The 20027-nt window shown below is 44.8% G+C and carries 23 protein-coding genes and 1 other annotated feature; of the genes, 2 read left to right on the top strand and 21 right to left on the bottom strand.

The features are described 5' to 3' along the window. Positions 1-471: 471 nt before the first annotated feature. The 17 genes from EC604_RS20930 to EC604_RS20845 all read right to left on the bottom strand — a co-directional run bounded on the left by EC604_RS20930 (position 472) and on the right by EC604_RS20845 (position 14014). A complete protein-coding gene (locus tag EC604_RS20930) occupies positions 472-1281 on the bottom strand; it encodes a hypothetical protein (protein WP_240037067.1) in 810 nt (269 codons plus the stop codon). A 57-nt stretch (positions 1282-1338) separates the two neighbouring features. Further along, a complete protein-coding gene (locus EC604_RS20925; protein WP_123066008.1) occupies positions 1339-1692 on the bottom strand; it encodes a 2Fe-2S iron-sulfur cluster-binding protein in 354 nt (117 codons plus the stop codon). Next, complete coding sequence (locus tag EC604_RS20920) at positions 1692-2327, bottom strand: hypothetical protein (RefSeq protein ID WP_123066007.1); 636 nt, start codon at positions 2325-2327, stop codon at positions 1692-1694. Before EC604_RS20920 ends, EC604_RS20925 begins: the two co-directional genes overlap by 1 nt. 85 nt (positions 2328-2412) lie before the next feature. Beyond that, positions 2413-2592: a DUF2768 family protein gene (locus EC604_RS20915; RefSeq protein ID WP_090917248.1), complete on the bottom strand. Its 180-nt coding sequence runs from the start codon at positions 2590-2592 to the stop codon at positions 2413-2415. Between the two features lie 169 nt (positions 2593-2761). Continuing rightward, positions 2762-3037 carry a stage VI sporulation protein F gene (locus tag EC604_RS20910; protein ID WP_123066006.1) on the bottom strand — a complete coding sequence of 92 codons (276 nt, stop codon included), beginning with the start codon at positions 3035-3037 and terminating at the stop codon, positions 2762-2764. 112 nt (positions 3038-3149) lie between these two features. After that, on the bottom strand, positions 3150-4190 hold the full coding sequence (locus tag EC604_RS20905; RefSeq protein ID WP_123066005.1) for an NAD(P)H-dependent glycerol-3-phosphate dehydrogenase: 1041 nt from the start codon (positions 4188-4190) through the stop codon (positions 3150-3152). Next, on the bottom strand, positions 4183-4806 hold the full coding sequence (gene plsY, locus EC604_RS20900; protein ID WP_123066004.1) for a glycerol-3-phosphate 1-O-acyltransferase PlsY: 624 nt from the start codon (positions 4804-4806) through the stop codon (positions 4183-4185). The genes EC604_RS20905 and plsY overlap by 8 nt, the downstream gene beginning before the upstream one ends. 11 nt (positions 4807-4817) lie before the next feature. Continuing rightward, the gene (gene der, locus EC604_RS20895; protein ID WP_090917256.1) at positions 4818-6140 is read right to left on the bottom strand and encodes a ribosome biogenesis GTPase Der; all 1323 of its coding nucleotides are present in this window, start codon (positions 6138-6140) and stop codon (positions 4818-4820) included. A 194-nt stretch (positions 6141-6334) separates the two neighbouring features. Beyond that, the gene (gene rpsA / locus EC604_RS20890; RefSeq protein WP_123066003.1) at positions 6335-7549 is read right to left on the bottom strand and encodes a 30S ribosomal protein S1; all 1215 of its coding nucleotides are present in this window, start codon (positions 7547-7549) and stop codon (positions 6335-6337) included. Between the two features lie 136 nt (positions 7550-7685). Then, positions 7686-8273 (bottom strand): lysophospholipid acyltransferase family protein, encoded by a 588-nt coding sequence (locus EC604_RS20885; RefSeq protein ID WP_123066002.1) that lies wholly within the window; start codon positions 8271-8273, stop codon positions 7686-7688. Beyond that, positions 8270-8974: a (d)CMP kinase gene (gene cmk, locus EC604_RS20880; protein ID WP_123066001.1), complete on the bottom strand. Its 705-nt coding sequence runs from the start codon at positions 8972-8974 to the stop codon at positions 8270-8272. Before cmk ends, EC604_RS20885 begins: the two co-directional genes overlap by 4 nt. 103 nt (positions 8975-9077) lie before the next feature. Next, the gene (locus EC604_RS20875; protein WP_123066000.1) at positions 9078-9302 is read right to left on the bottom strand and encodes a hypothetical protein; all 225 of its coding nucleotides are present in this window, start codon (positions 9300-9302) and stop codon (positions 9078-9080) included. Between the two features lie 63 nt (positions 9303-9365). Continuing rightward, positions 9366-10019, bottom strand: a complete 654-nt coding sequence (locus EC604_RS20870) for a flagellar brake protein (RefSeq protein WP_123066135.1) — start codon at positions 10017-10019, stop codon at positions 9366-9368. Positions 10020-10169: 150 nt separating this feature from the next. Further along, a complete protein-coding gene (ypeB, locus tag EC604_RS20865; protein ID WP_123065999.1) occupies positions 10170-11516 on the bottom strand; it encodes a germination protein YpeB in 1347 nt (448 codons plus the stop codon). Between the two features lie 615 nt (positions 11517-12131). Next, positions 12132-12818: a glutamic-type intramembrane protease PrsW gene (gene prsW, locus EC604_RS20855; RefSeq protein WP_123065997.1), complete on the bottom strand. Its 687-nt coding sequence runs from the start codon at positions 12816-12818 to the stop codon at positions 12132-12134. Positions 12819-12860: 42 nt separating this feature from the next. Beyond that, positions 12861-13475: a genetic competence negative regulator gene (locus EC604_RS20850; protein WP_123065996.1), complete on the bottom strand. Its 615-nt coding sequence runs from the start codon at positions 13473-13475 to the stop codon at positions 12861-12863. Between the two features lie 188 nt (positions 13476-13663). After that, positions 13664-14014 carry a hypothetical protein gene (locus EC604_RS20845; protein WP_123065995.1) on the bottom strand — a complete coding sequence of 117 codons (351 nt, stop codon included), beginning with the start codon at positions 14012-14014 and terminating at the stop codon, positions 13664-13666. A gap of 187 nt (positions 14015-14201) precedes the next feature. On the opposite strand from EC604_RS20845, the gene EC604_RS20840 reads away from it, so the two are divergent. Continuing rightward, the gene (locus EC604_RS20840; RefSeq protein ID WP_429350266.1) at positions 14202-15020 is read left to right on the top strand and encodes a polysaccharide deacetylase family protein; all 819 of its coding nucleotides are present in this window, start codon (positions 14202-14204) and stop codon (positions 15018-15020) included. 65 nt (positions 15021-15085) lie between these two features. Here EC604_RS20840 and EC604_RS20835 read toward each other — a convergent pair whose 3' ends face one another. The 3 genes from EC604_RS20835 to EC604_RS20825 form a co-directional block, all read right to left on the bottom strand. Beyond that, entirely contained in the window at positions 15086-15823 is a 738-nt protein-coding gene (locus EC604_RS20835; RefSeq protein ID WP_161556999.1) for a metallophosphoesterase, read from the bottom strand. 80 nt (positions 15824-15903) lie between these two features. Continuing rightward, a complete protein-coding gene (locus EC604_RS29745; protein WP_151458103.1) occupies positions 15904-16356 on the bottom strand; it encodes a hypothetical protein in 453 nt (150 codons plus the stop codon). Continuing rightward, entirely contained in the window at positions 16353-16946 is a 594-nt protein-coding gene (locus EC604_RS20825) for a CPBP family intramembrane glutamic endopeptidase (protein ID WP_123065991.1), read from the bottom strand. Before EC604_RS20825 ends, EC604_RS29745 begins: the two co-directional genes overlap by 4 nt. A 329-nt stretch (positions 16947-17275) precedes the next feature. Then, positions 17276-17506, top strand: a binding site (T-box leader). A 203-nt stretch (positions 17507-17709) separates the two neighbouring features. On the opposite strand from EC604_RS20825, the gene serA reads away from it, so the two are divergent. Beyond that, positions 17710-19305, top strand: coding sequence for a phosphoglycerate dehydrogenase (gene serA / locus EC604_RS20820; protein ID WP_090917287.1), 1596 nt, complete (start codon positions 17710-17712; stop codon positions 19303-19305). Between the two features lie 83 nt (positions 19306-19388). On the opposite strand, the gene EC604_RS29965 is transcribed toward serA, so the two are convergent. Continuing rightward, positions 19389-20027 (bottom strand): BclA C-terminal domain-containing protein (locus EC604_RS29965; protein WP_430538818.1); only part of this gene is annotated, 639 nt, incomplete at its 5' end.

Below are 20027 nucleotides of genomic sequence, written 5' to 3'. Positions count from 1 at the left end.
CTCCTTAAATTACTCCGAAGGAAAAATGCTAAAGAGCATCCGCTTCGTTTTTTCAATCAGAAGACTGAAATCCCTGCAACGGTAGAGCCGCCTTTGTGAGTGCCCGGAAGTCGTCCGCCGCCGAACGTTGCATTCTGATGAAACCGGCGAGAGCGGCGTTAACTCGTACATGCAATTGGACTAGTATCATCTTATGTACCCGTATGCGGCAATATGACGTATTTTTTTGTTTTTTTATCTCATGATGGTGACATGAAGAGCATCCTCCGATCCCGGACTGCGCGTCTTTATTTCAATCTACTTTATGAGAACCCCTCTCTGTTTATGACACCTCTCACATCTTGAACCCTATTCTTTTCACAAAAAAAGAGACATGCCACGGAACGCGGTATATCTCTTTCGGGATTCTGTGAAGCCTTGAATTGCACATTTACTTTAGTACATTTACTTTTTATTACAGCTGCTCTTTACTTACTTGCCTTGTTTTTGAACGATCTGTGCGACAGGTACATTATTCTCCAGCGTATATGGAACAGATTTCACAGGTACGAAATAGGAATGCGCAAGCAAATGATTACGTAAATCCGGGTCATCAGAGCCAGCATCCTCATCGTCGGATGAACCATCTGTTTTTTCCAATGCCTGCATAATATCAAAAGCATAGTCCACATACACCGTACCCTGTTCATCCATCATAAAAGGCAGTTCCTGACCTGAATATACACTTTTCAGCGTAATTGAAGGTGATCCTGCCTGTGCCGCCAAGTTCATGTCCACCGCATGAAAGCCAGGATACAGATCTTCCCCCGCAGGCAGTTGTTGATTATGTACAGATTTGTACTGATTCACCATGCGTTGCACATCATTGACCTTCTGCACCGTCTGGAGATCCATCACTTTCACTGTCGGTTTCACTTCCTCATTTTGTATCAAAAAGTAAGCGCTACCACCACTCTCAAAGGCCGTTACCGGTATATCATCAAGATAACCAAGCTGCCTCAATTTTGGGAGGTCTACTCTAAACTTTTCATACTTCGGCGTATCCGCGTCGGCGTTCAGAATCGGCAATATCCCCTCATCCTTTTGAAACGCTTCAATGGCACTCTGAATACGGTTTACACTTTCGCGATAAGCTGTTTTGGGATCAGAATTACTCTGAGAAGGATACAAGCAACCACTCATTGTAAGCATAAGCAGAAGAATCAAAGACAGACACTTCACCTGCCGTAACAAACCCAAGGGATGTCTTCCTTCCGCGGTTTTATTCTTCTTTTTATTCATTCGCACCCTCCTTAAACATACAAAGTATGACTTGAAACTCTATTTCTCTTCCTGCTATTATGCAAACCAATCATCATCTTGTTGCTGACGCTCAAGCTGTTTCCTTATGGCGGCTTTCAGTGGGTCTTCCGGAACCTGCACGGTCAGTTGTCCGCACACTTTCGCCTGACACGAGAGTCTTGTTCCTTCCTCAAGCATGAGTCCGAGCTTCCGCCTCTCCGCATCCGTAGGTGGAAGCAGTGCATGCCTCTCCTCCAGCGCCACTTTAACTTTGCACATCAGACATGCAGCTTTGCCATCGCACCGGGTTGATATTCGAACACCAGCCCGACGCGCAGCTTGTAAAAGAGTTGTGCCAGGCTGAACTTTGATGGATTTATTCATCGGTAAAAATGTAATCATCTCTTGCATCATTGTTCCTCCCCAGCTTGATCCGACCAAGAAAACCCAACCAGCTCTTCCACTTCTGATCTGAAACGAGAGGACCATATATTATGTTGACTTAATGCAATCATTGCAGGTCGGTGAGTCTCAGGTTCTTGACGAATTCGCGTTGCAATGGGTACATAGCGATCTTCACGTCCGCGAAGCAGATTAAAAAGCAATTCATGCGCAAGCGGCATTAGTCGCAACCGGTATACATCCACCTGAGTCTCGGAAGCATACAGAGCTAGCACACGCTCAATCTGGATACGATACCAACTTTCACGCGCCCATACTTCAAAGCCGCCTACCAGTTCCAGTGAACATGCACCCACTTGGTAATGACTCAGCAGGGAGGCATAAGGCCCCGTTTTGTCTATTGCAGGCTCGTCAATTTTGTTCCCCGGAGCACAGATATGCAGCTTTTTGGCGTCAGCAATATCAGCATACACATCAATATCTCTAGGTGCTTGTTGCAACTCCACCCCTTGAAGTAATAAGCCGCAACTGCCTCCTAGTAACCAGGTATAAGGCTGACGATCCCAGGCTTTTGCCGTATCCAGTAAAGCCTTGTGTAATTCCGGATATCGCGCAGTCCAATCTTCCGTCTCATGCGGTTCCATAGCTACACAATCCTCCCATCCGTCTTTTCATTGTGTCCGTTCTTATGATGCGCTTATGCGGATGTTCTCTCTCCTATGCTAAAATCTAAGTCAGAGAAGCGATTCCACCAAAAAATCCGATGAGCATAATTAAAAATGCTATGATCGAAAGAATACCCCGCACGAATCCTTTTGTTTTGGCACGAGCAAATGTAATCAAAAATACAGATAATCCCATAATGAGGATAGCAACTAATGATAGCCACATCTTGTCCATTGCGCTCATAAACCAGCAGTCTCCCCTTCAATCCGATATTCATCACGTAATTGTGACAATTGCAATCATTATAACATGAAATCGAACGTATTTTTCCTATAAAAAGACAAAAAAGCAAGCCAGCTTCCGCTGGCTCACTTTCGTTATGCTTCATCCCTACACAAGTAGGCACGATCTATTATTTTTTCATCATCATCTTCATTAACGATTCCATACTGCTTGGATTCAGCCCGCTTTTCTTGACTGCACTCACAATATCCTGAACTGTATCCTCAGATACCGGTATTTTCGCCATGGCGGATACTTGTTTAATCAACTGGCGCAACTGAGCCTCATTCTGCATCGTCGTTGGTTTCACAGTGCTTGCCAGCTTTTTGACAGCTCCTTCAGTGATCGTTTTGCCTGTCTTTTTGTTGATGGCTTTCAGCGCTTCTTTCGAAATGTTGTTACCCATTCGTCTCCCCTCCTCCGGCAATACTCATGTGTATAGTATGAGTGTGCCTGGGAAAAGGTGATTACGCAGCATCATTTTAAACTAGGCCAATAACGATATTTAAACTATTAACTCAGGAATGCCATTGCTCCCAAGTTTCCAGCTTCATCACTTCCATCTCCGTTTTCGGATCACGCCCCATCAATGCTTCAACGGCATCACGCGGCTGCCGATTCTGAAATAAAACATGATACAATTGATCCGCAATTGGCATCTGAACACCATACTTCTGGGATATAAAATAGGCTGCCTTGGTAGTTCGAATGCCTTCGACTACCATGCCCATGGATTGAAGCACATCATCCAGCTTCTGTCCCTGTCCCAGCATAGATCCCGCTCTCCAGTTCCGACTGTGCTGACTTGTAGCTGTTACAACCAGATCGCCGATTCCCGCGAGTCCAGAAAACGTTAATGGATTAGCTCCCATCTCAACACCGATTCGAGTAATCTCGGCAAGTCCACGGGTTAACAACGCTGCCTTGGCATTATCTCCAAACTGCAGACCATCAGACATACCTGCCCCGAGCGCGATAATATTTTTGAAAGCCCCCGCTAGTTCAACTCCAAGCATATCCCGGTTTGTGTACACACGAAAATAGGCATTCATAAACAATCCCTGAACAGCCTCCGCAGATGATTTATCCAATGAAGCCACAACCACGGTGGTTGGACAGCGCTTCACCACTTCTTCAGCATGACTTGGACCAGACAATACTACGATGTGCCCTTCTTCACATTCAAGCTCTTCGGAGATCACCGTAGACATCCGTTTCAGACTTTCCGTCTCAAAGCCCTTCGTTGCATGAATAATCAGCATATCGGGTGTATAGAAAGGTTTAAACTGATGTGTAACCGCACGCATCGCAGACGAAGGCGCCACAATTAACACAGCCGCCGCACCTGCAACCGCAGCTTCCATATCACTGGTTGCGCGAATGCGAGAAGACAGCTCTGCACCCGGAAGATAACGTGCATTCGTGTGCTGTGTATTGATCTCCGCCGCCTGTTCTTCACTACGTGTCCACATCACCACATCCAGTTCGTTTGCGGCGAGTACACTGGCCAAGGCAGTTCCCCAACTGCCTGCAACCAGTACGGCAACTTTTTTAGACAACGCGTTTCCCCCCTCCAGGGTTCTTTGATCCCAATTTATTTTCCTGTCCTTTGGCGAGTTTCGCAATGTTCGTACGATGTCTCCAGAATGCAAACAGACAAATAATCAGACTGCCCCAGAAGATACTCATTGAATACCCAGGCAGGATCAAGATGAAAACAGGAGTCAGTGCTACAAAAATTAAAGAACCGAGTGAAACATAACGTGTCAGAACGATGGACAGAATGGCGATGATCCCGGCATAAAGCGCAGGCAGGAAAGCCAAGCTTACCAATACTCCAATCGCAGTAGCAATCCCTTTGCCTCCGCGAAAATTGAAATAAAGTGGCCAATTATGACCTGCAATGGCAGCAATACCACTGAATGCAGCAATCCATGGAGACCCGTCACTTAACCATATGCCAATCCATACCGCAGCAATACCTTTGATTACATCCAGTAACAGAACTGCAACAGCCGGCCCTTTACCCAGAATACGCAGCGTATTCGTTGCCCCGGCATTACCGCTCCCGTGTTGACGTATATCAATCCCCCGTATTGCTTTTGCAAGAAGAACACTAAAACTGATCGAACCAAGCAGGTAGCTCAGTACAATAGCTGCGATGGATAAAATCACAAACTTCTCCCCTAACCTTCGTCGGACTTCCTCCGAGTAAATATGCGAATTGGTGTACCTTCGAAATCAAACGCTGCACGGATTTTATTCTCCAGGTAACGCTCATACGAGAAGTGCATCAATTCTGGGTCGTTGACAAAAATAACCATAGTCGGCGGTTTGACCGCAACCTGAGTCACATAGTTAATTCTCATTCTCCGCCCTTTATCCGTTGGCGGTGGATTAATTGCTACAGCATCCGATACCACATCATTAAGCAGATGTGTCTGAACACGCAAAGAATGCTGTTCTGCTACACGCTGTACCACTGGCAGCAATTTTTGTAAGCGTTGTTTTGTCAGTGCCGACAAAAAGACAACCGGAGCATAGGTCATAAAGAGGAAATGATCCCGAATTTTCGTCTCAAATTCCTTCATTGTTTTGTCCGTTTTCTCCACAACATCCCATTTGTTTACCACGAACAAGGAAGCTTTACCCGCTTCATACGCATAACCGGCAATGTGCTTGTCCTGTTCAATAATGCCTTCTTGACCGTTAATAACAATCAGAACAACGTCGGCACGCTCAATGGCACGCATCGCACGCATTACGCTGTATTTCTCCGTCGTTTCATATACTTTACCGCGCTTCCGCATACCCGCCGTATCAATCAGCACGTAACGTTGCCCGTCTTTTTCAAAAGGAGTGTCAATTGCATCACGAGTTGTACCGGCTACGTCACTGACGATAACACGTTCCTCACCGAGGATAGCGTTCACAAGTGAAGATTTACCCACATTAGGTCGGCCGATCAGAGCTACACGAATTACATCCTCATCGTATGTCTCTTCCTCAAGTTCAGGCAATTTCTCCACAATCGCATCAAGCAAGTCACCAATTCCCGTACCGTGACTGCCGGATACCCCGATCGGATCACCAAAACCGAAGCCATAAAACTCATAAATCAGCTCACTACGCCCAATGTTATCCACTTTGTTTACAGCTACAACGATCGGTTTGCCTGAGCGATAAAGCATCTCAGCAACTTCTTCGTCGGATTGCGTAATGCCTGCCTTGGCATCACACATAAACACAATAACATCTGCTTCTTCAATCGCAAGCTCCGCCTGCATGCGAATGGATTTCATAATGACGTCCTCGCCGTCAATTTCGATACCACCTGTATCAATAATACTGAATGCTTTTCCGTTCCATTCACCGATTCCGTAAATTCGGTCACGGGTAATGCCCGGCTTATCTTCCACAATGGCCAGTCTGTCGCCGATAATCCGATTGAAAATGGTGGATTTACCCACGTTTGGTCGGCCGACAATTGCCACAACTGGTCTTGCCATACATTCCACTCCTCCTGTCCATACTTACGTTACTCATCATAGCAAAAAAGCTATGGCTTGGCTAACGTTTCGTAACGAATTGAAACGTTATTCTTCCAATAACAACAATCGGCGAACCCGCTGGGGCTCGCCGATCTTGCTTTTATTGTTCAGCAAAATATGCAGTATATAACTAAGAACCATGCATTTATAACTTATTTGAATTTGCTGAGTTTGTCACCAAACAGTTCGCCGAGCGTAGTGCTCATCCCTTGATTGTTCAAGGAAACGTTCGGATTGTTGATTTCTTCACGTGGAGCGTTGTTTCTTGCTGGACGCTCTGATTTTTGTGGTTGAGCAGGAGCTTCTTCTGTTTCTTTGATGCTCAAGCTTACACGTTGTTCAGCAGGGTTCATGTCCAAGATTTTCACTTGAACTTCTTGACCTTCTTTCAGCACTTCATGTGGAGTGCCAATGTGTTTGTGGGAGATTTGTGAAATATGCACAAGACCCTCAACACCAGGAGCGATTTCAACAAATGCACCGAAATCAACCAGACGTTTTACAACACCTGTTACGATATCACTTGTGTTGAATTTGTCGCCAGCTGTTTCCCAAGGACCTGGTTGAACAGCTTTCATGCTCAGGCTGATTTTACCTTTTTCAGGATCAACTTTCAGCACTTTAACATTTACTTTGTCCCCTTCGGACAATACATCGGATGGTTTGTCAACGTGAGTCCAAGCCAGCTCGGATACGTGTACCAAACCGTCAACTCCGCCTACATCAACGAAAGCACCGAATTGAGTCAAACGTTGAACTGTACCTTCAATGACTTGACCTTCTTGCAAACCAGCCATTACTTGAGCTTTGTTTGCTTCGAATTCTTGCTCCAGAACGTCTTTTTGGGAAAGGATCACTTTGTTGTTCTCACGATCGATCTCTTTCACTTTAACGCGCAGTGTGCGGCCTTTGTAGTCGCTAAAGTCTTCAACGAAATGACGCTCAACCATGGAAGCCGGGATAAATCCACGAACGCCCACGTCTGCAACCAAACCGCCTTTAACCACATCACCTACAACAACTTCGAACACGTCTTGGTCTTCAAAGTGCTTTTGCAGTTGCTCCCAAGCGTTCTCACTGTCGATCGCACGTTTGGACAGAACGAGTTTTTCTTTCTCGTCGTCGATGCTAAGAACTTTAGCTTCAACTTCTTGTCCAACTTCTACTGCTTCAGACGCGCTGTCTACGTGAAGCGAAGACAGTTCACGAATTGGAATAACACCGTCATATTTATATCCAATGCTTACATAAGCTTGGTTATCTTCCAATTTGACGATGGTTCCTTTTACAGTATCTCCTTTTTTCAAGGAAACGAATTGATCCAACTCATCTTGGGTTGCTTCTTGATTTTTCATTTCTTCCGACATGTCAAATACCCTCCTCAATTCAAAAACCCCATTATATTCAAACCTGCCTTGGCAGAGTTCAAAACACTTTCATGCAAATGCGCTTCACATAGCATTCCTCAAAAATATGGAAACATGCACTCACAGTAGACCTGCCTTATTTACTAGGCTCGCCTGTTTTCACCATTTCGTTAATTTTGGACATGATTTTCTCGGTAGCTCTTTCCAAAGCATCTCCGGAAGTGTCTTCCTTGAACTCGTCCAAATTGACCGGTGCGCCATATACCACTTTCATCTTATGAAAAAGCTTGTAGTTGCCGATAATAGCAGTAGGGATTACAGTAGCACCGCTGCGGAGAGCAAAACTCGCTGCTCCTTTTTTACCAATTCCACCATCATTGTGACGGCTTCCCGACGGGAAAATGCCAAGCACTTCACCACCACGCAAAATATTGAGTGAGGTTTTGATGGATTCTTTGCTGACGCCTCCTCGCTTTACGGGGAAGGCACCGACAGCTTTAATGATTCGGCCAAATACCGGAACATCAAACAGTTCGCTTTTAGCCATAAATCTCACTTGACGGCGAATTTTGATGCCAACGGTTGGCGGATCAAAGTTACTGATATGATTGGAGCATAAAAGTACACCGCCGTCTTCCGGGATATTTTCCCGTCCAACTGCCTCCAGGCGAAAAAGAATGGTATACATGATCCGCAGTACAGTCTTGCAAAAGGTGTAAATCATAAACCGCTCTCTCCTCTGACCATTGTGCAATAAGATACGATTTTGTCAACCACTTCATGGATATTCATCTTCGTTGTATCCAGGACAATCGCGTCCTCTGCACAACGAAGCGGGGAAACTTCCCGGTTCTCATCCAGTTTATCACGGGTGGCAATGTCTCGCTCCAGTTGCTCCAACGTCAGCCCATCGGATGGTTCCAGTTCTTTGAAGCGGCGAAGTGCGCGCTCCTGCACACTGGCAGTCATAAAAATTTTCACTTCCGCATCGGGCAATACAGTGGTTCCGATATCGCGCCCATCCATGACGACGCCCTTGCGCAAAGCCATTTGCCGCTGAGTATCCACTAATTGTGTACGCAGCCCCTCGATTTGCGCATATCGAGACACGATTCCCGTTACTTCACGGGAGCGGATTTCCGAGGTAACATCCTCGCCATTACAGAACACTTTCTGTCCACCCCGATCCGGTTGTAAATCAATAACCAAATCTTGAGCTTCTTGAAGTACCTGAGTCATATCTTCCGGAGATATATCTTTCCGAATCATATGCAAGGATACTGCACGGTACATTGCGCCTGTATCGACATAAATGTATCCGAGTTCCTCTGCAACCAAGCGGGCCACCGTGCTTTTTCCGGCACCAGCAGGTCCGTCAATTGCAACGTTCATCTTCCCGTCTTCTGATGTGTTCTGGCTAGCCAACGGGGCATTCCTCCTCAAACGATAAACCTCAATAAAAAAACAGGCATTGCCTGCATCGTGAAAATTATACCACACTCTACACATGGATGCAAAAACAGACAAATCAGCCAATCCGGTCTTTGCTGTTACGCTGCATATGAATCGGGGTACCTTCCAGCCGGTCAATCGTTGTCATTATTTTCTTCAAATCAGGGATAAGCAGTAACAACTGGCAAAGGATAACGAGGATCAGGAGAACGCCAATGAACAGCAGCGCACTTCGTTCCAAGCGTTTTGATATCCTACAATAAATGTGTTCAACGTTGCGCGCATCCGATCGTTTCTTCATAGCAACATTCTCCGTTTTTGCCTTACGTTGCCCAGCACTGAACAGGTTTATGCCTGTACACGTCTATTTCATCCGATAATCCAGTTGCCGCTCAAAGCAAAATTTGATGACCTTCTGACGTTCTGAATCCGTAATCTGTGAAAATTTCAGCATACCGAGCTCACGGCCCGATTCCAGCTTTTTAATGCGCACTACCTCGGCTTCGAATTGAACATGGTCAATTGACCCATTGCGATAAGGAACCAATAGCCAGCATTTCAGCTTTTGTTCTTCCTGCACTTTGACATCAGGCTCGATGTATATAGATAATCCTCCGCCTCCGATGTCCTCAGTCAGCACGACTGCCCTTGTAAGGTCATCACATTGAACCGCCAATTCAAGACTGGCGTGAACGCGAAGAAAGCTACGGCGCTGAATTTTGGAAATCTCATCAGGAAGCGGTTTTCGAATGCGAACCAGACGAACGACATCTTCCTCAAACCCTGTCACGTAAGTATTAAAATAATGGCGGACTCCACTCTCGTTCATATACGATATGGACAATTCTTCTCCGAAAAAGAGTCTTTTCAAACGACTGTTCCCCTGTTGCATCGGAACTTCAATTAAAAAACTGTCATCATCGGTATCTGCGATACGCGATTTATATTCTTTATGTTCCTCTTTTTCGTCAGCCGATGCGATCTGGATATATAACACTTCGTTTATTTTAGGAAACAATCGGTTCACCGCCACTTATGTATTTATCTTTGTATTTGCAAGGACTATTATACCATGACCTTTCTCACATGGAACAAGAAAAAACAGACCATTGCTATGGTCTGCTTTCGCATCATTACTTTCGACAATACGCATTCTGCTAATACGATTCTAGGAAGTTGCATTCACCGGCTTAATCTCCTCAACCGCTTCTTCCATTCCTGTATTGGCATTAATGTAGATCCGGTAACGCGAACCGTTGATCCGTCCCCCGAATTCATAACAGAGCACTTCTTTGCTGTAGTCATTCTCAATCAACGATTTGCGCACATAATTTTCTTTGAAATCTGAATTCAATTTTTTACGTGCCTGCTCAGCCGTCAGTTTTGCTTTTGGGATCTGACGTTTGTCGTTATGCTCATACACATAGTCGCTTGCCTGAAAGCCGGTAACTTCCCCCGTATCCAGACCTACACGTACAGACATCTTTTCTGGATAAATTAATGTATCTCCTTGCTTGTGCACATACGTGATGTTCGCCAAATTACCGAATTCATCGTAGTTGACAGCTTTCATATCCTTATATCCTTTATTGACTAGGAACTGATCCGCTTGTTCCATAGCCTCTTGACGCGACACTTTTTTTGCTCCCACTGTCCTGGTGTCGCTGTACGAGATAAGCTTTCCGCCATTGCGCGTAAAGTCCATCATCAACTTCCCGTTTCTGGCATGCTGGGTGGTGGCGGTATATGATTCCCAGTCCGTCCCTTTACCGTTCTCCTGAACCTGAATCTTACCACTTTCCACATTTGAGAATTGGGCGGCCTTCTCCTGAATTTGCTCTTTGGAAACAGGCATTCCACTAAGCTTCTTCACAGAGCGTTTGGTGAACATATTGGAAACGGAAGGGCCCCAATCCAGTTCGGGGTAGTCTTTTACCTTTTTATTTACGGTCCGGAAGCCGTCCACGATGGAATTATCATTTTTCTGCTCCTGAGTTGCCATAACGGTCTCAGCGTCCATCCAGCGCAAACGATCAGCTAACACTTTCTGTTGCACTTCCTTCAGACTATTTTTAATCTCCGAAGAATTTTGATACAGTGTCTTTAGATTACCCATTTCCTTCTTACTGAGCGGCTCATTTGTCAGGTCACGCATGGATGCCTGATACGCAAATTTTGAGATACGTGAGAGGAACTCCTCCGTCTCATTGAAGGGAAGCATGCCTAGCGGCAGTTGATTAATTTCATTCTGAGCTTCGCTAGTAAGCCTCCACACATTCATCAACCCTTTGCGATGCATACCCTGTGAGCTTGAATGTACAGCAAGCGTGTTACCAATCTCCGAATGTAATTTGTCCATATGGAATGAGAGGTCGTGAAATGCACGCTGATATTGATTTTCTGCCTTGATCAGTATCGCATTCTTCTCCTGGTTCTCCTGATAACCCCACACAAGCGCGCCGATCAGGAGAACTGCAAATATCGGAAACATGACTGAACTTAATCGTTTATACACGGTAGATTCTCCTTTCTTCTAGGGTGTGTCTGAAAACATTGAAGGAAGCAGATTTTGCCGAATTTTCTCCAAGCCAGGAAGTTTACCGCAGGCGTGCCGGGGCACGTCAAGGGAAAGTGACGCAGCAGGGGCGAAAAGGTGGTAAAAGATGCACTTCAGTGGATTTCAAGACACGCCTTGACCACTGCCTTTATTGTGGATCGAAGAAAGTCCTCTTATGCATGCGATTTCCAGCTGGAACGAAATTTGCCTTTAACGGATGTACCTCAGTCTTTTTTTGTGAGGCTTCAAGAGATCATTTTAATGGAGCATAAAGTCCGATTAGTGCAATATATAGTTCGTAGCCATGCCCTCTTCCTCAATGTCAAATTGATCCTTGTTATCGCAAAGGCATTGTTTAAACCCCGTATCAATACGCCCCCGTTCTTTCTTGCCTCTTAACGTAAAACGTTCGCCACATTGCTTGCATCTAATTTTTATTTTGATTCTTGTCATTTGATATCCCCGTTTCATATCGTCGTACCCCTGTTTTCTAGAACACAAAAAGACACACCGGGGTCTGCGCTTTAAACGCTTTATGTCCACCAGTGTGTCCGTATTTTTAATAATTTAATCTCATCCCTCTCGTTTCACGAAACGAAACGGAGAACGGTTGTTAGCCCGTGTAATCTTGCCTATTGCTCCATACCACAGACCCGCCATCAGAGGCGCGATGAACCACAACCAATGATTCACCATCATATTCATGATAACATCGTACAATGCATGCCAGAAAAATGGAAGAATCAGAGACAGACTGAGATACCATCGTTTCTTCTTCGTATCATCAATGAATTTGGCCTTGCCCATGTAATATCCCATAATAACGGCAAACATTGCATGACCCGATACGGGCAGAAGGGCCCTTAGGAACATACCTGACACGGAGGCATTGCCTGCAAATGCGTACAGCACATTTTCCACTGTAGCGAAGCCCAACGATACAGCAACGGAATATAAAATCCCGTCATACGGCTCGTCAAATTCGGTGTGATTATAGATAATGTGGTAGATCACAAACCATTTGGCAAACTCCTCAACCCCGCCCGAGATTAAGATGGATTCGAGCAGGGGACTATCTCCAAGCCACAGCATCATGCCTCGCTGAACAATCATCACGGGCAGAACGATCAGAATACCCATGAGAAATACTCTCAGAATCATGTGAAGTGGTTCATAATCATACCGGTCTTTAAGATAAAAGTATGTTAACAAGGCGAGACCCGGAGCAACTGCTGCAGCTAGAAGCGAAAACAAAAGCACCGAAATTCCCTCCCCTGAATAGTGACGCGATGATAACGATGTTTAATCCTGACGTTTGAAGTGTGTGCAGATGACATCAATCGCTTGTTCAGGAATAACGACCTTTCCATACTCTTCCATAACAGCCGGAGTGACTGAAGAACCTTCTCCAAATTCAGCCAGCAAAGCAATTAATGCGGCGTGTTTGGTGGTGTCCACATCATCCGGTTCAAAATGTAAGAACCATTTATCTTTATAAGAATACAGTTTCCCCGCATCCGTAACATGTTGACGTAACATATGGGCAGCTTCAATCAGCACCTCAAAATCCTTAAAAGCGTATACGATGGAGTCACTTTGCTCCAGTGTAACTTCCATTTCATATACTTCTTCAGGAAGATCATCTTCATGACCTGAACCATATTGTTGCGGATCATATTTTCCACGAGTAACGATGACAACCATCCCTTGAGCGGGAAGTGCGAATACTTCAACAGCCAGCGGACCTGTAGCATCAAAGCCAAGTTCAGAATAAGCCTGGTCCATCATTTCAGTGAACAGTTCATGTACCTTCGGTAATTCCTGCCACATATCTTCTTTTTGTATTCCGCGCTCGCTCAGATCGTCAAAGGTCAGGAAAATCCGTATCTTATCATGACTTAGTCGTTCTATTTTCATACAGGATCTCCCCTTTATAAGCAAGTCTTATAACAGATTATGAAGCACAAAACAATATGTGCTGAAAATAAATCTATGTAGTTATGTTATCATTTTATACCTATAAATGCACGCAGTAAAATCAACAAAAAAAAGAATCAATCCACATCAAATCAAGACTGTGGATGATTCTTACTGGATGCTGTGGGTTACAAACCCGGTACTGTTGTATTTGTTTGACTTAAAATTTGCTCTACCTCATGTTTAACATCCGGGTTGGTCCGAATAAAATCTTTAAGCATATTCATGTTTTCTTCTTTTTCTTTTGGTGAGATCATTCTGCTGGTTTTTGATGCCGCCTTGTGCGGTTCACCATGATGATCCGGTTTGTTGCTGAAGCTGTCCATGCCTGGGAAAGTCATTTCCATCATTTTATGTTTGGCCTGATCCACCATGTTTCGAGATGATCCTGAAGACAACATGGGCATTCTGCCTTTAGCTAACCAAGAACTGGCTGCAACACCAACGACTATACCCCAGAAAAAGGATGACGCCTTCATTACACCAACCTCCTTTAAGTGTTAAAATCAAAAGTAGTGTTTGCTGTAAAAGACAATCTCATTCCGCATAAATACAGGAAAGTGAGCTGAGAAAATGTTGAAACACGCCACCTCGCTGTTACTGTTCACCAGCATGTTGCTATCAGCATGCAGTGCACAAAATCAATCTGCTCCTGATCCCGAGGACATGAAAGAAGATAATGCTGTCATTTTTGTTAAGAGCAAAGATGAAGCAAGCCCGAGTACCGGACCCCAGATTGAAAATACGGAGACAGATTCAGTAATTCATCCTGAAACAAACACAAATAAAACTGGCAATAAGCCAGAAATCCCATCCAAGGACACAAATTCAAGCGAAGTGTCTATTAAGAAGAAATATCATATGAATTCCAGTTATGTTATTCAACCCAATGATGAGTCTTCGCCTGCTAAAGTGGTCTTGTTAACCTTTGACGATGGGCCAAAAGACAAAGACATGATTACCTCACTTATAGATACACTGGATAAACATCATGCAAAAGCCATATTCTTTGTTAATGGAAACCGCGTCAAACGTCAACCGAAGTTGTTGAAAATGATTCATGATCGAGAGCAGATCATCGGTAACCACGCTTGGGATCATGAAGATTTGCAGAAAATGTCAAGTTCAAAAGCCAAGAAACAGGTCACTGACGTTCAACAGATTGTGAAAGACATCATCGGTGAAAAACCTCAGTTTTTCAGGCCCCCTTTTGGCTCAGGTAATGATGCACTGAAAGATGCCGTCAAAGAAGAGGGAATGTTGTATATGACATGGTCAAACGGATCACTCGATTGGGATAAGAGCACTAAAAACAGACCAGAAAAAGTGATCCAGAATGTCCTAGATCAGCTTCACCCTGGAAGTAATATTCTGATGCATGAATTACCCTGGACGGTCGATGCTCTGGACGAGTTATTAACATCGCTTGAGAAGAAAGGTTATTCCTTTGTTGATCCGCGTGCGATCGAGTTACAATCCCGTTAATAACTCCCATTCCTAAGGCTGCTGCATTGCGAGAAATATGTAATGGTCGACAAACAGCCCCGATCTTATTGATCAGGGCTGTTTGTTATAGGAACACGTAAAGTGATGAGATGTATCTCTGCGGGACAACCTAACCTGAGGGGAAGGTGGTTTGTACCAAACCCCCGGCTTACAAGCAACTTTCCTGAACGGGTATCTTCATCGCTACGTTTTAATGAAAACCAGCCGCTTTTTACAGCCCGATAAGCCTTACTCAGCAATACTGGCCCTAATACAGGAAAAACGATTTGTCCTCCATGGGTATGGCCACTCAGTACCAGATCTACATCTAGGTCTAACCGTAATACTTCCAAAGGATCGTGAACCAATACGATTGTGGAGCAATTATCCTTCGTATCGTGCAACAATTTCGTTGCCTGTTTTGAACGATAATCTAATCCGACCAACCGGACATGTTCCGTTCCTTTTTGCAAATATACAGCCTGATCTTGAAGGAGCTGCACACTCGAATCATCCAGAAGTCTCGATAAATGAGCCCCGTCTGCTTTTTTGTCATGATTTCCATATACAGCATAGGAAGGAGCCAACCTTGATAAAAGCTTCATATTTTGTCTGACAATCGACCAGGATATTCCCTCTTCAGCTATATCGCCCCCGATGAGGACCCAATCGGCTCTACCCTTCAACTGCTCAACTTCTTTTGTTTTCAACAATCTTGAGTGAGTGTCTGATAAAAAAATAATTGTGGCTCCGTCGAACGAGGCTGGCAGATAGGCAAGTTCCACTTCATTCTTTGTAATCACAGTTGTATGAGCTTCTCTCCACATATGAAAGAGAAGCCATACCACTACCACCAACATGAGAAAGGCTAAACTAACTAGCGTTACCACGGTAATGGGAGGAATGTGTTTAAAGGAGGGGCTCCCTTAATTCCCCACCACACCAAACCAACGGTTAACATAATAAAAATAAAAATCAGTGAATTGACAAATCTTTTGCTTAATCTCAAACGGCGTGAAGGGTGTAGCTCAGTTCGAGTGGGCAAAGAGCTCGCTTCGGAAACTGAACTTTCCTTCTGGTTTGCCGTTTTCTTGGAGCGACTAGGTGCTCGTTGCGGTAATACCGGACTCTCCAGTGCGGATGCACTCGACCCACGTTGTGATCTCGGCAACGAAATTGAAGTAATTGGTGGTACTCCCACTGTTTCGGCAGCAACCGCCGTTTCAGCAACGAAACTTGTCTGTGAAGTCGAGTTCCGCCCGGTTTTCTCTTTATTGTCCGAGTGACGCTGACGTTGGCTGCCATATGTTTTCATCCTGCTTAATGGCTGACTCATGATCCCCTCCGAAAACGTATCGCTAATCCGGATACTAGGTCAATAATAAAATGACACAGAATCGGTGCCCATAATGTGCCCGACTGCAAATAAATAAAGCCCAATCCATAACTTGACACAAACACCCATCCTGTAGGAATCCAGTGACGAAGATAACGAATATGAATAACAGCAAATAAAATACTTGTCCAATACGGACCAATTGCGTGTTGAATTGCGCCGCGGAACAGCAACTCCTCACATACAGCCACCAAGGCTGCTATACATACAATATGCCAGATTGGACGCCCGCGAAACAACAGTTCGTTAATACCCCCATCATCCATACTTTCCTGAGGTATGACATAGGAAAGAACCAAGTCCATGACAAGCATAATAGCAGCGAGACCAAGACCCCACCATAAAAACTGAAGATGATCAGGTAAGGCCAGGACTTCAAATAGATCCCTTTTCTGCAGCAAAATCCATACGATCCCTACAATCAAAGTAAGCCCTTGTGTAAAGTACAGGTTGATTAAGAGTAAACGTTCAGTTAATTGCTGCGGATCTGCCTTCTGAATTTTAAACTTCGGAAATTTCTTTTTTTTCATTGCATGCGTCTGTCCTCTTGAGTTATTTGATAACAATTTCATTGACCAATCCGATAGTATACTAAATGATAGCCAAAAAACCAATCCGGTTCAAGACCTGTCCCAAGTCCCGGTTGATTACCTCAAAACGTTACTTCATTAATGCAGTGAAATTCCTTTCACGAAACAGTATGTTTAAACATTTAAATCTCATTAAAATTTATTCTAAATAGACAGAAGATACTCTCTTAAGGTCCGGAAATCACAGCCTGCAACGTTAAGAATTAAAACATTTAAGCCTATTGACATGCTCATGTAAGCCATGATACATTATGAAAAAATTAGTTACGTCAAACACGATGATGGAAAAAAGACGTTGCTTTGTCTTTCAGAGAGCCGATGGTTGGTGAGAATCGGTGGCGAGCAGATGATCTTGAGCGCTCCTGAGTTATTGCATTGAAATTGGAGTAGGTGCAATCGGTTTAGACCCGTTATCCTCTTCGGTCTTCATTGACCGCTAAGACTGTCGTTGCGAAACGGCGGTGAATTAGGGTGGTACCACGACAACTCTCGTCCCTTATTGCGCAAGCAGTATGCGGATTGAGAGTTTTTTTGATTGTTTTTGATAAAAGAATCCTGTGGAATCACCCTGTAAGTTTACCCTACCCCTCTGCTACGACACCGCGTTGTTGGAGGGAAGAATCACTTTGGTTTTAAGGAACGTCTCCTGCCGGAGAACAACCCTTGACGATTATAGATATACAAACCTAAGGAGGAAGAAACCATGTACAAAGTGTTAGTGTCGGATCCAATCAGTGATCTGGGAATTCAGCAACTGGTGGATGCAAGTGATGTCGTTGTCGAGAAGAAAACCGGACTTAGTGAAGATGAGCTTGTTGCCATTATCGGGGATTATGATGCTCTGCTCGTTCGTAGCCAGACTCGTGTTACTGAACGTATTATGACAGCTGGAACCAATCTTAAAGTGATTGGACGCGCAGGAGTTGGCGTAGATAATATTGAACTGGAACCTGCTACACAACGCGGTATCATTGTTATTAATGCACCTGACGGTAATACCATTACGACTTGTGAGCACACTTTTGCCATGATGATGGCACTGGCACGACACATTCCTCAAGCGTATGCTAAAACGATTCAGGGTACATGGGACCGTAAAACGTTCCTCGGTGTGGAATTAAGAAATAAAACACTCGGTGTACTCGGTATGGGAAGAATCGGCAGCGAAGTAGCCAAACGTGCCAAAGCTTTCGGAATGGACATTCTCGCCTATGACCCGTTCCTTACAGAGGAGCGTGCCGAGAAACTGCAAGTCAAGCTGGCAAGTGTTGATGATATTATCCGTAATGCGGACTTTATGACTGTACACACTCCACTCACACCAGAAACACGTCATATGATTTCCCGTCCGCAATTTGAAGTCATGAAAAAAGGCATGCGTATTATTAACTGCGCACGCGGCGGTGTAGTTGACGAAATGGCGCTTGTAGAGGCGATTGATGAAGGAATTGTTGCTGGAGCAGCATTCGACGTATTTGAAAGTGAACCACCTGCAGCAGATCATCCATTCCTGAATCATCCAAGCATTATCGTTACACCTCACTTGGGCGCATCAACGGTAGAGGCTCAAGAGAACGTTGCGATTGACGTATCTGAACAAGTTCTTCACATTCTTCGCAATGAACCATTTAAAAATGCGGTTAATATGCCAGCTGTCGCACCAACCGTTATGAACAAACTGCAACCATACTTTAAATTGGGTGAAACGCTAGGAAGTTTCGCAGCACAAATCACTCAAAATGCAGTCCAAGAGATTCGTATTGACTATGCTGGCGACCTGTCCGAAGTGGATACATCACCGCTCACTCGTTATATTGTGAAAGGCATTCTGGCAAGACATCTGGGCGGAGAAGCTAACATTGTCAACTCCATGCACTTGGCCAAAATTCGTGACCTGAATGTTGTTGTGAGCCAAACCTCTGCGACAAAAGGATTTACAAACCTAATTACCGTAACACTCGTGACAACTCAAGATGCTGAAGAACGCCGCGTGGCAGGTACGCTTCTTGCAGGATACGGCGAACGGATTGTTCGTCTTGATAAATTCCCTGTAGATATCGCACCGGAAAGCCATCAAATTTTGATCTCGCACAACGATAAACCGGGTATCATCGGACGTGTAGGTACTTTGCTTGGTCAAAATGATGTGAACATCGCATCCATGCAAGTTGGACGTAAAATTATTGGTGGTGCTGCGATCATGATCCTGACCGTTGATAAAGAAGTACCAAAAGATGTGCTGGTTCAACTTACGTCTCTTCCTGAACTGAATACAGCTGTTGAAATTGTACTCGGTTAATACGAAGAACTCATTAAATGTTACAAAAAAAGACGGGAACATAATGCTCCCGTCTTTTTTGCGTTCTGTGAGATTAAGGATAGTTAACTTAATTGAATAATCGTTAATGTTGCACCTGGTGGTGCAAGTACAGCCGTGGCCACAAGGCCGAAAAGCTGAAGTTGGATTGTCGAACCAGCAGTAACCGAGACGATGAATTCTGTTTGCAGTTGACTCAAGGAAAGCGCAGGCGAGACAACACTGGCTGGAATCGATGCACCATTGAGCAATACCCGGGATTGTACTAGAGCTGCAGCTGTTAAACTGATTTTGTAAGAAATAAAGTATCTTCCTGTGTTAGCCAAAGTAAACGTATCGCTAGAGCCATTGACCGTAATACCTGTTCCGATGTTTTGATTGTTTGTCAGTGGGATTAATGTACCACCCAAAAGAACAAGGATCGTACCACTCGTATTTTCAGCAAAAGCTGAAGTTGCTGTTACAGACGTACCTGTGGCTCCTGTCGCTCCGGTATCTCCCGTTGCACCCGTTACACTTATGCCTGTAGCTCCGGTTGCGCCCGTAATGCTTACACCGGTGGCTCCCGTCACTCCGGCTGTGCCCGTTGCACCAGTTTCACCCGTTGCTCCCGTTGCCCCTGTAGCTCCGGTTGCACCCGTAATGCTTGCACCGGTGGCGCCTGTCTCTCCGGCTGTACCCGTTGCTCCCGTAACACCGAGATC

Origin of the sequence: Paenibacillus amylolyticus, from assembly GCF_003719335.1 — a bacterium.
Classification (GTDB): Bacteria; Bacillota; Bacilli; order Paenibacillales; family Paenibacillaceae; genus Paenibacillus; species Paenibacillus amylolyticus_D.
This window is presented reverse-complemented; position numbering and strand designations above follow the sequence as displayed.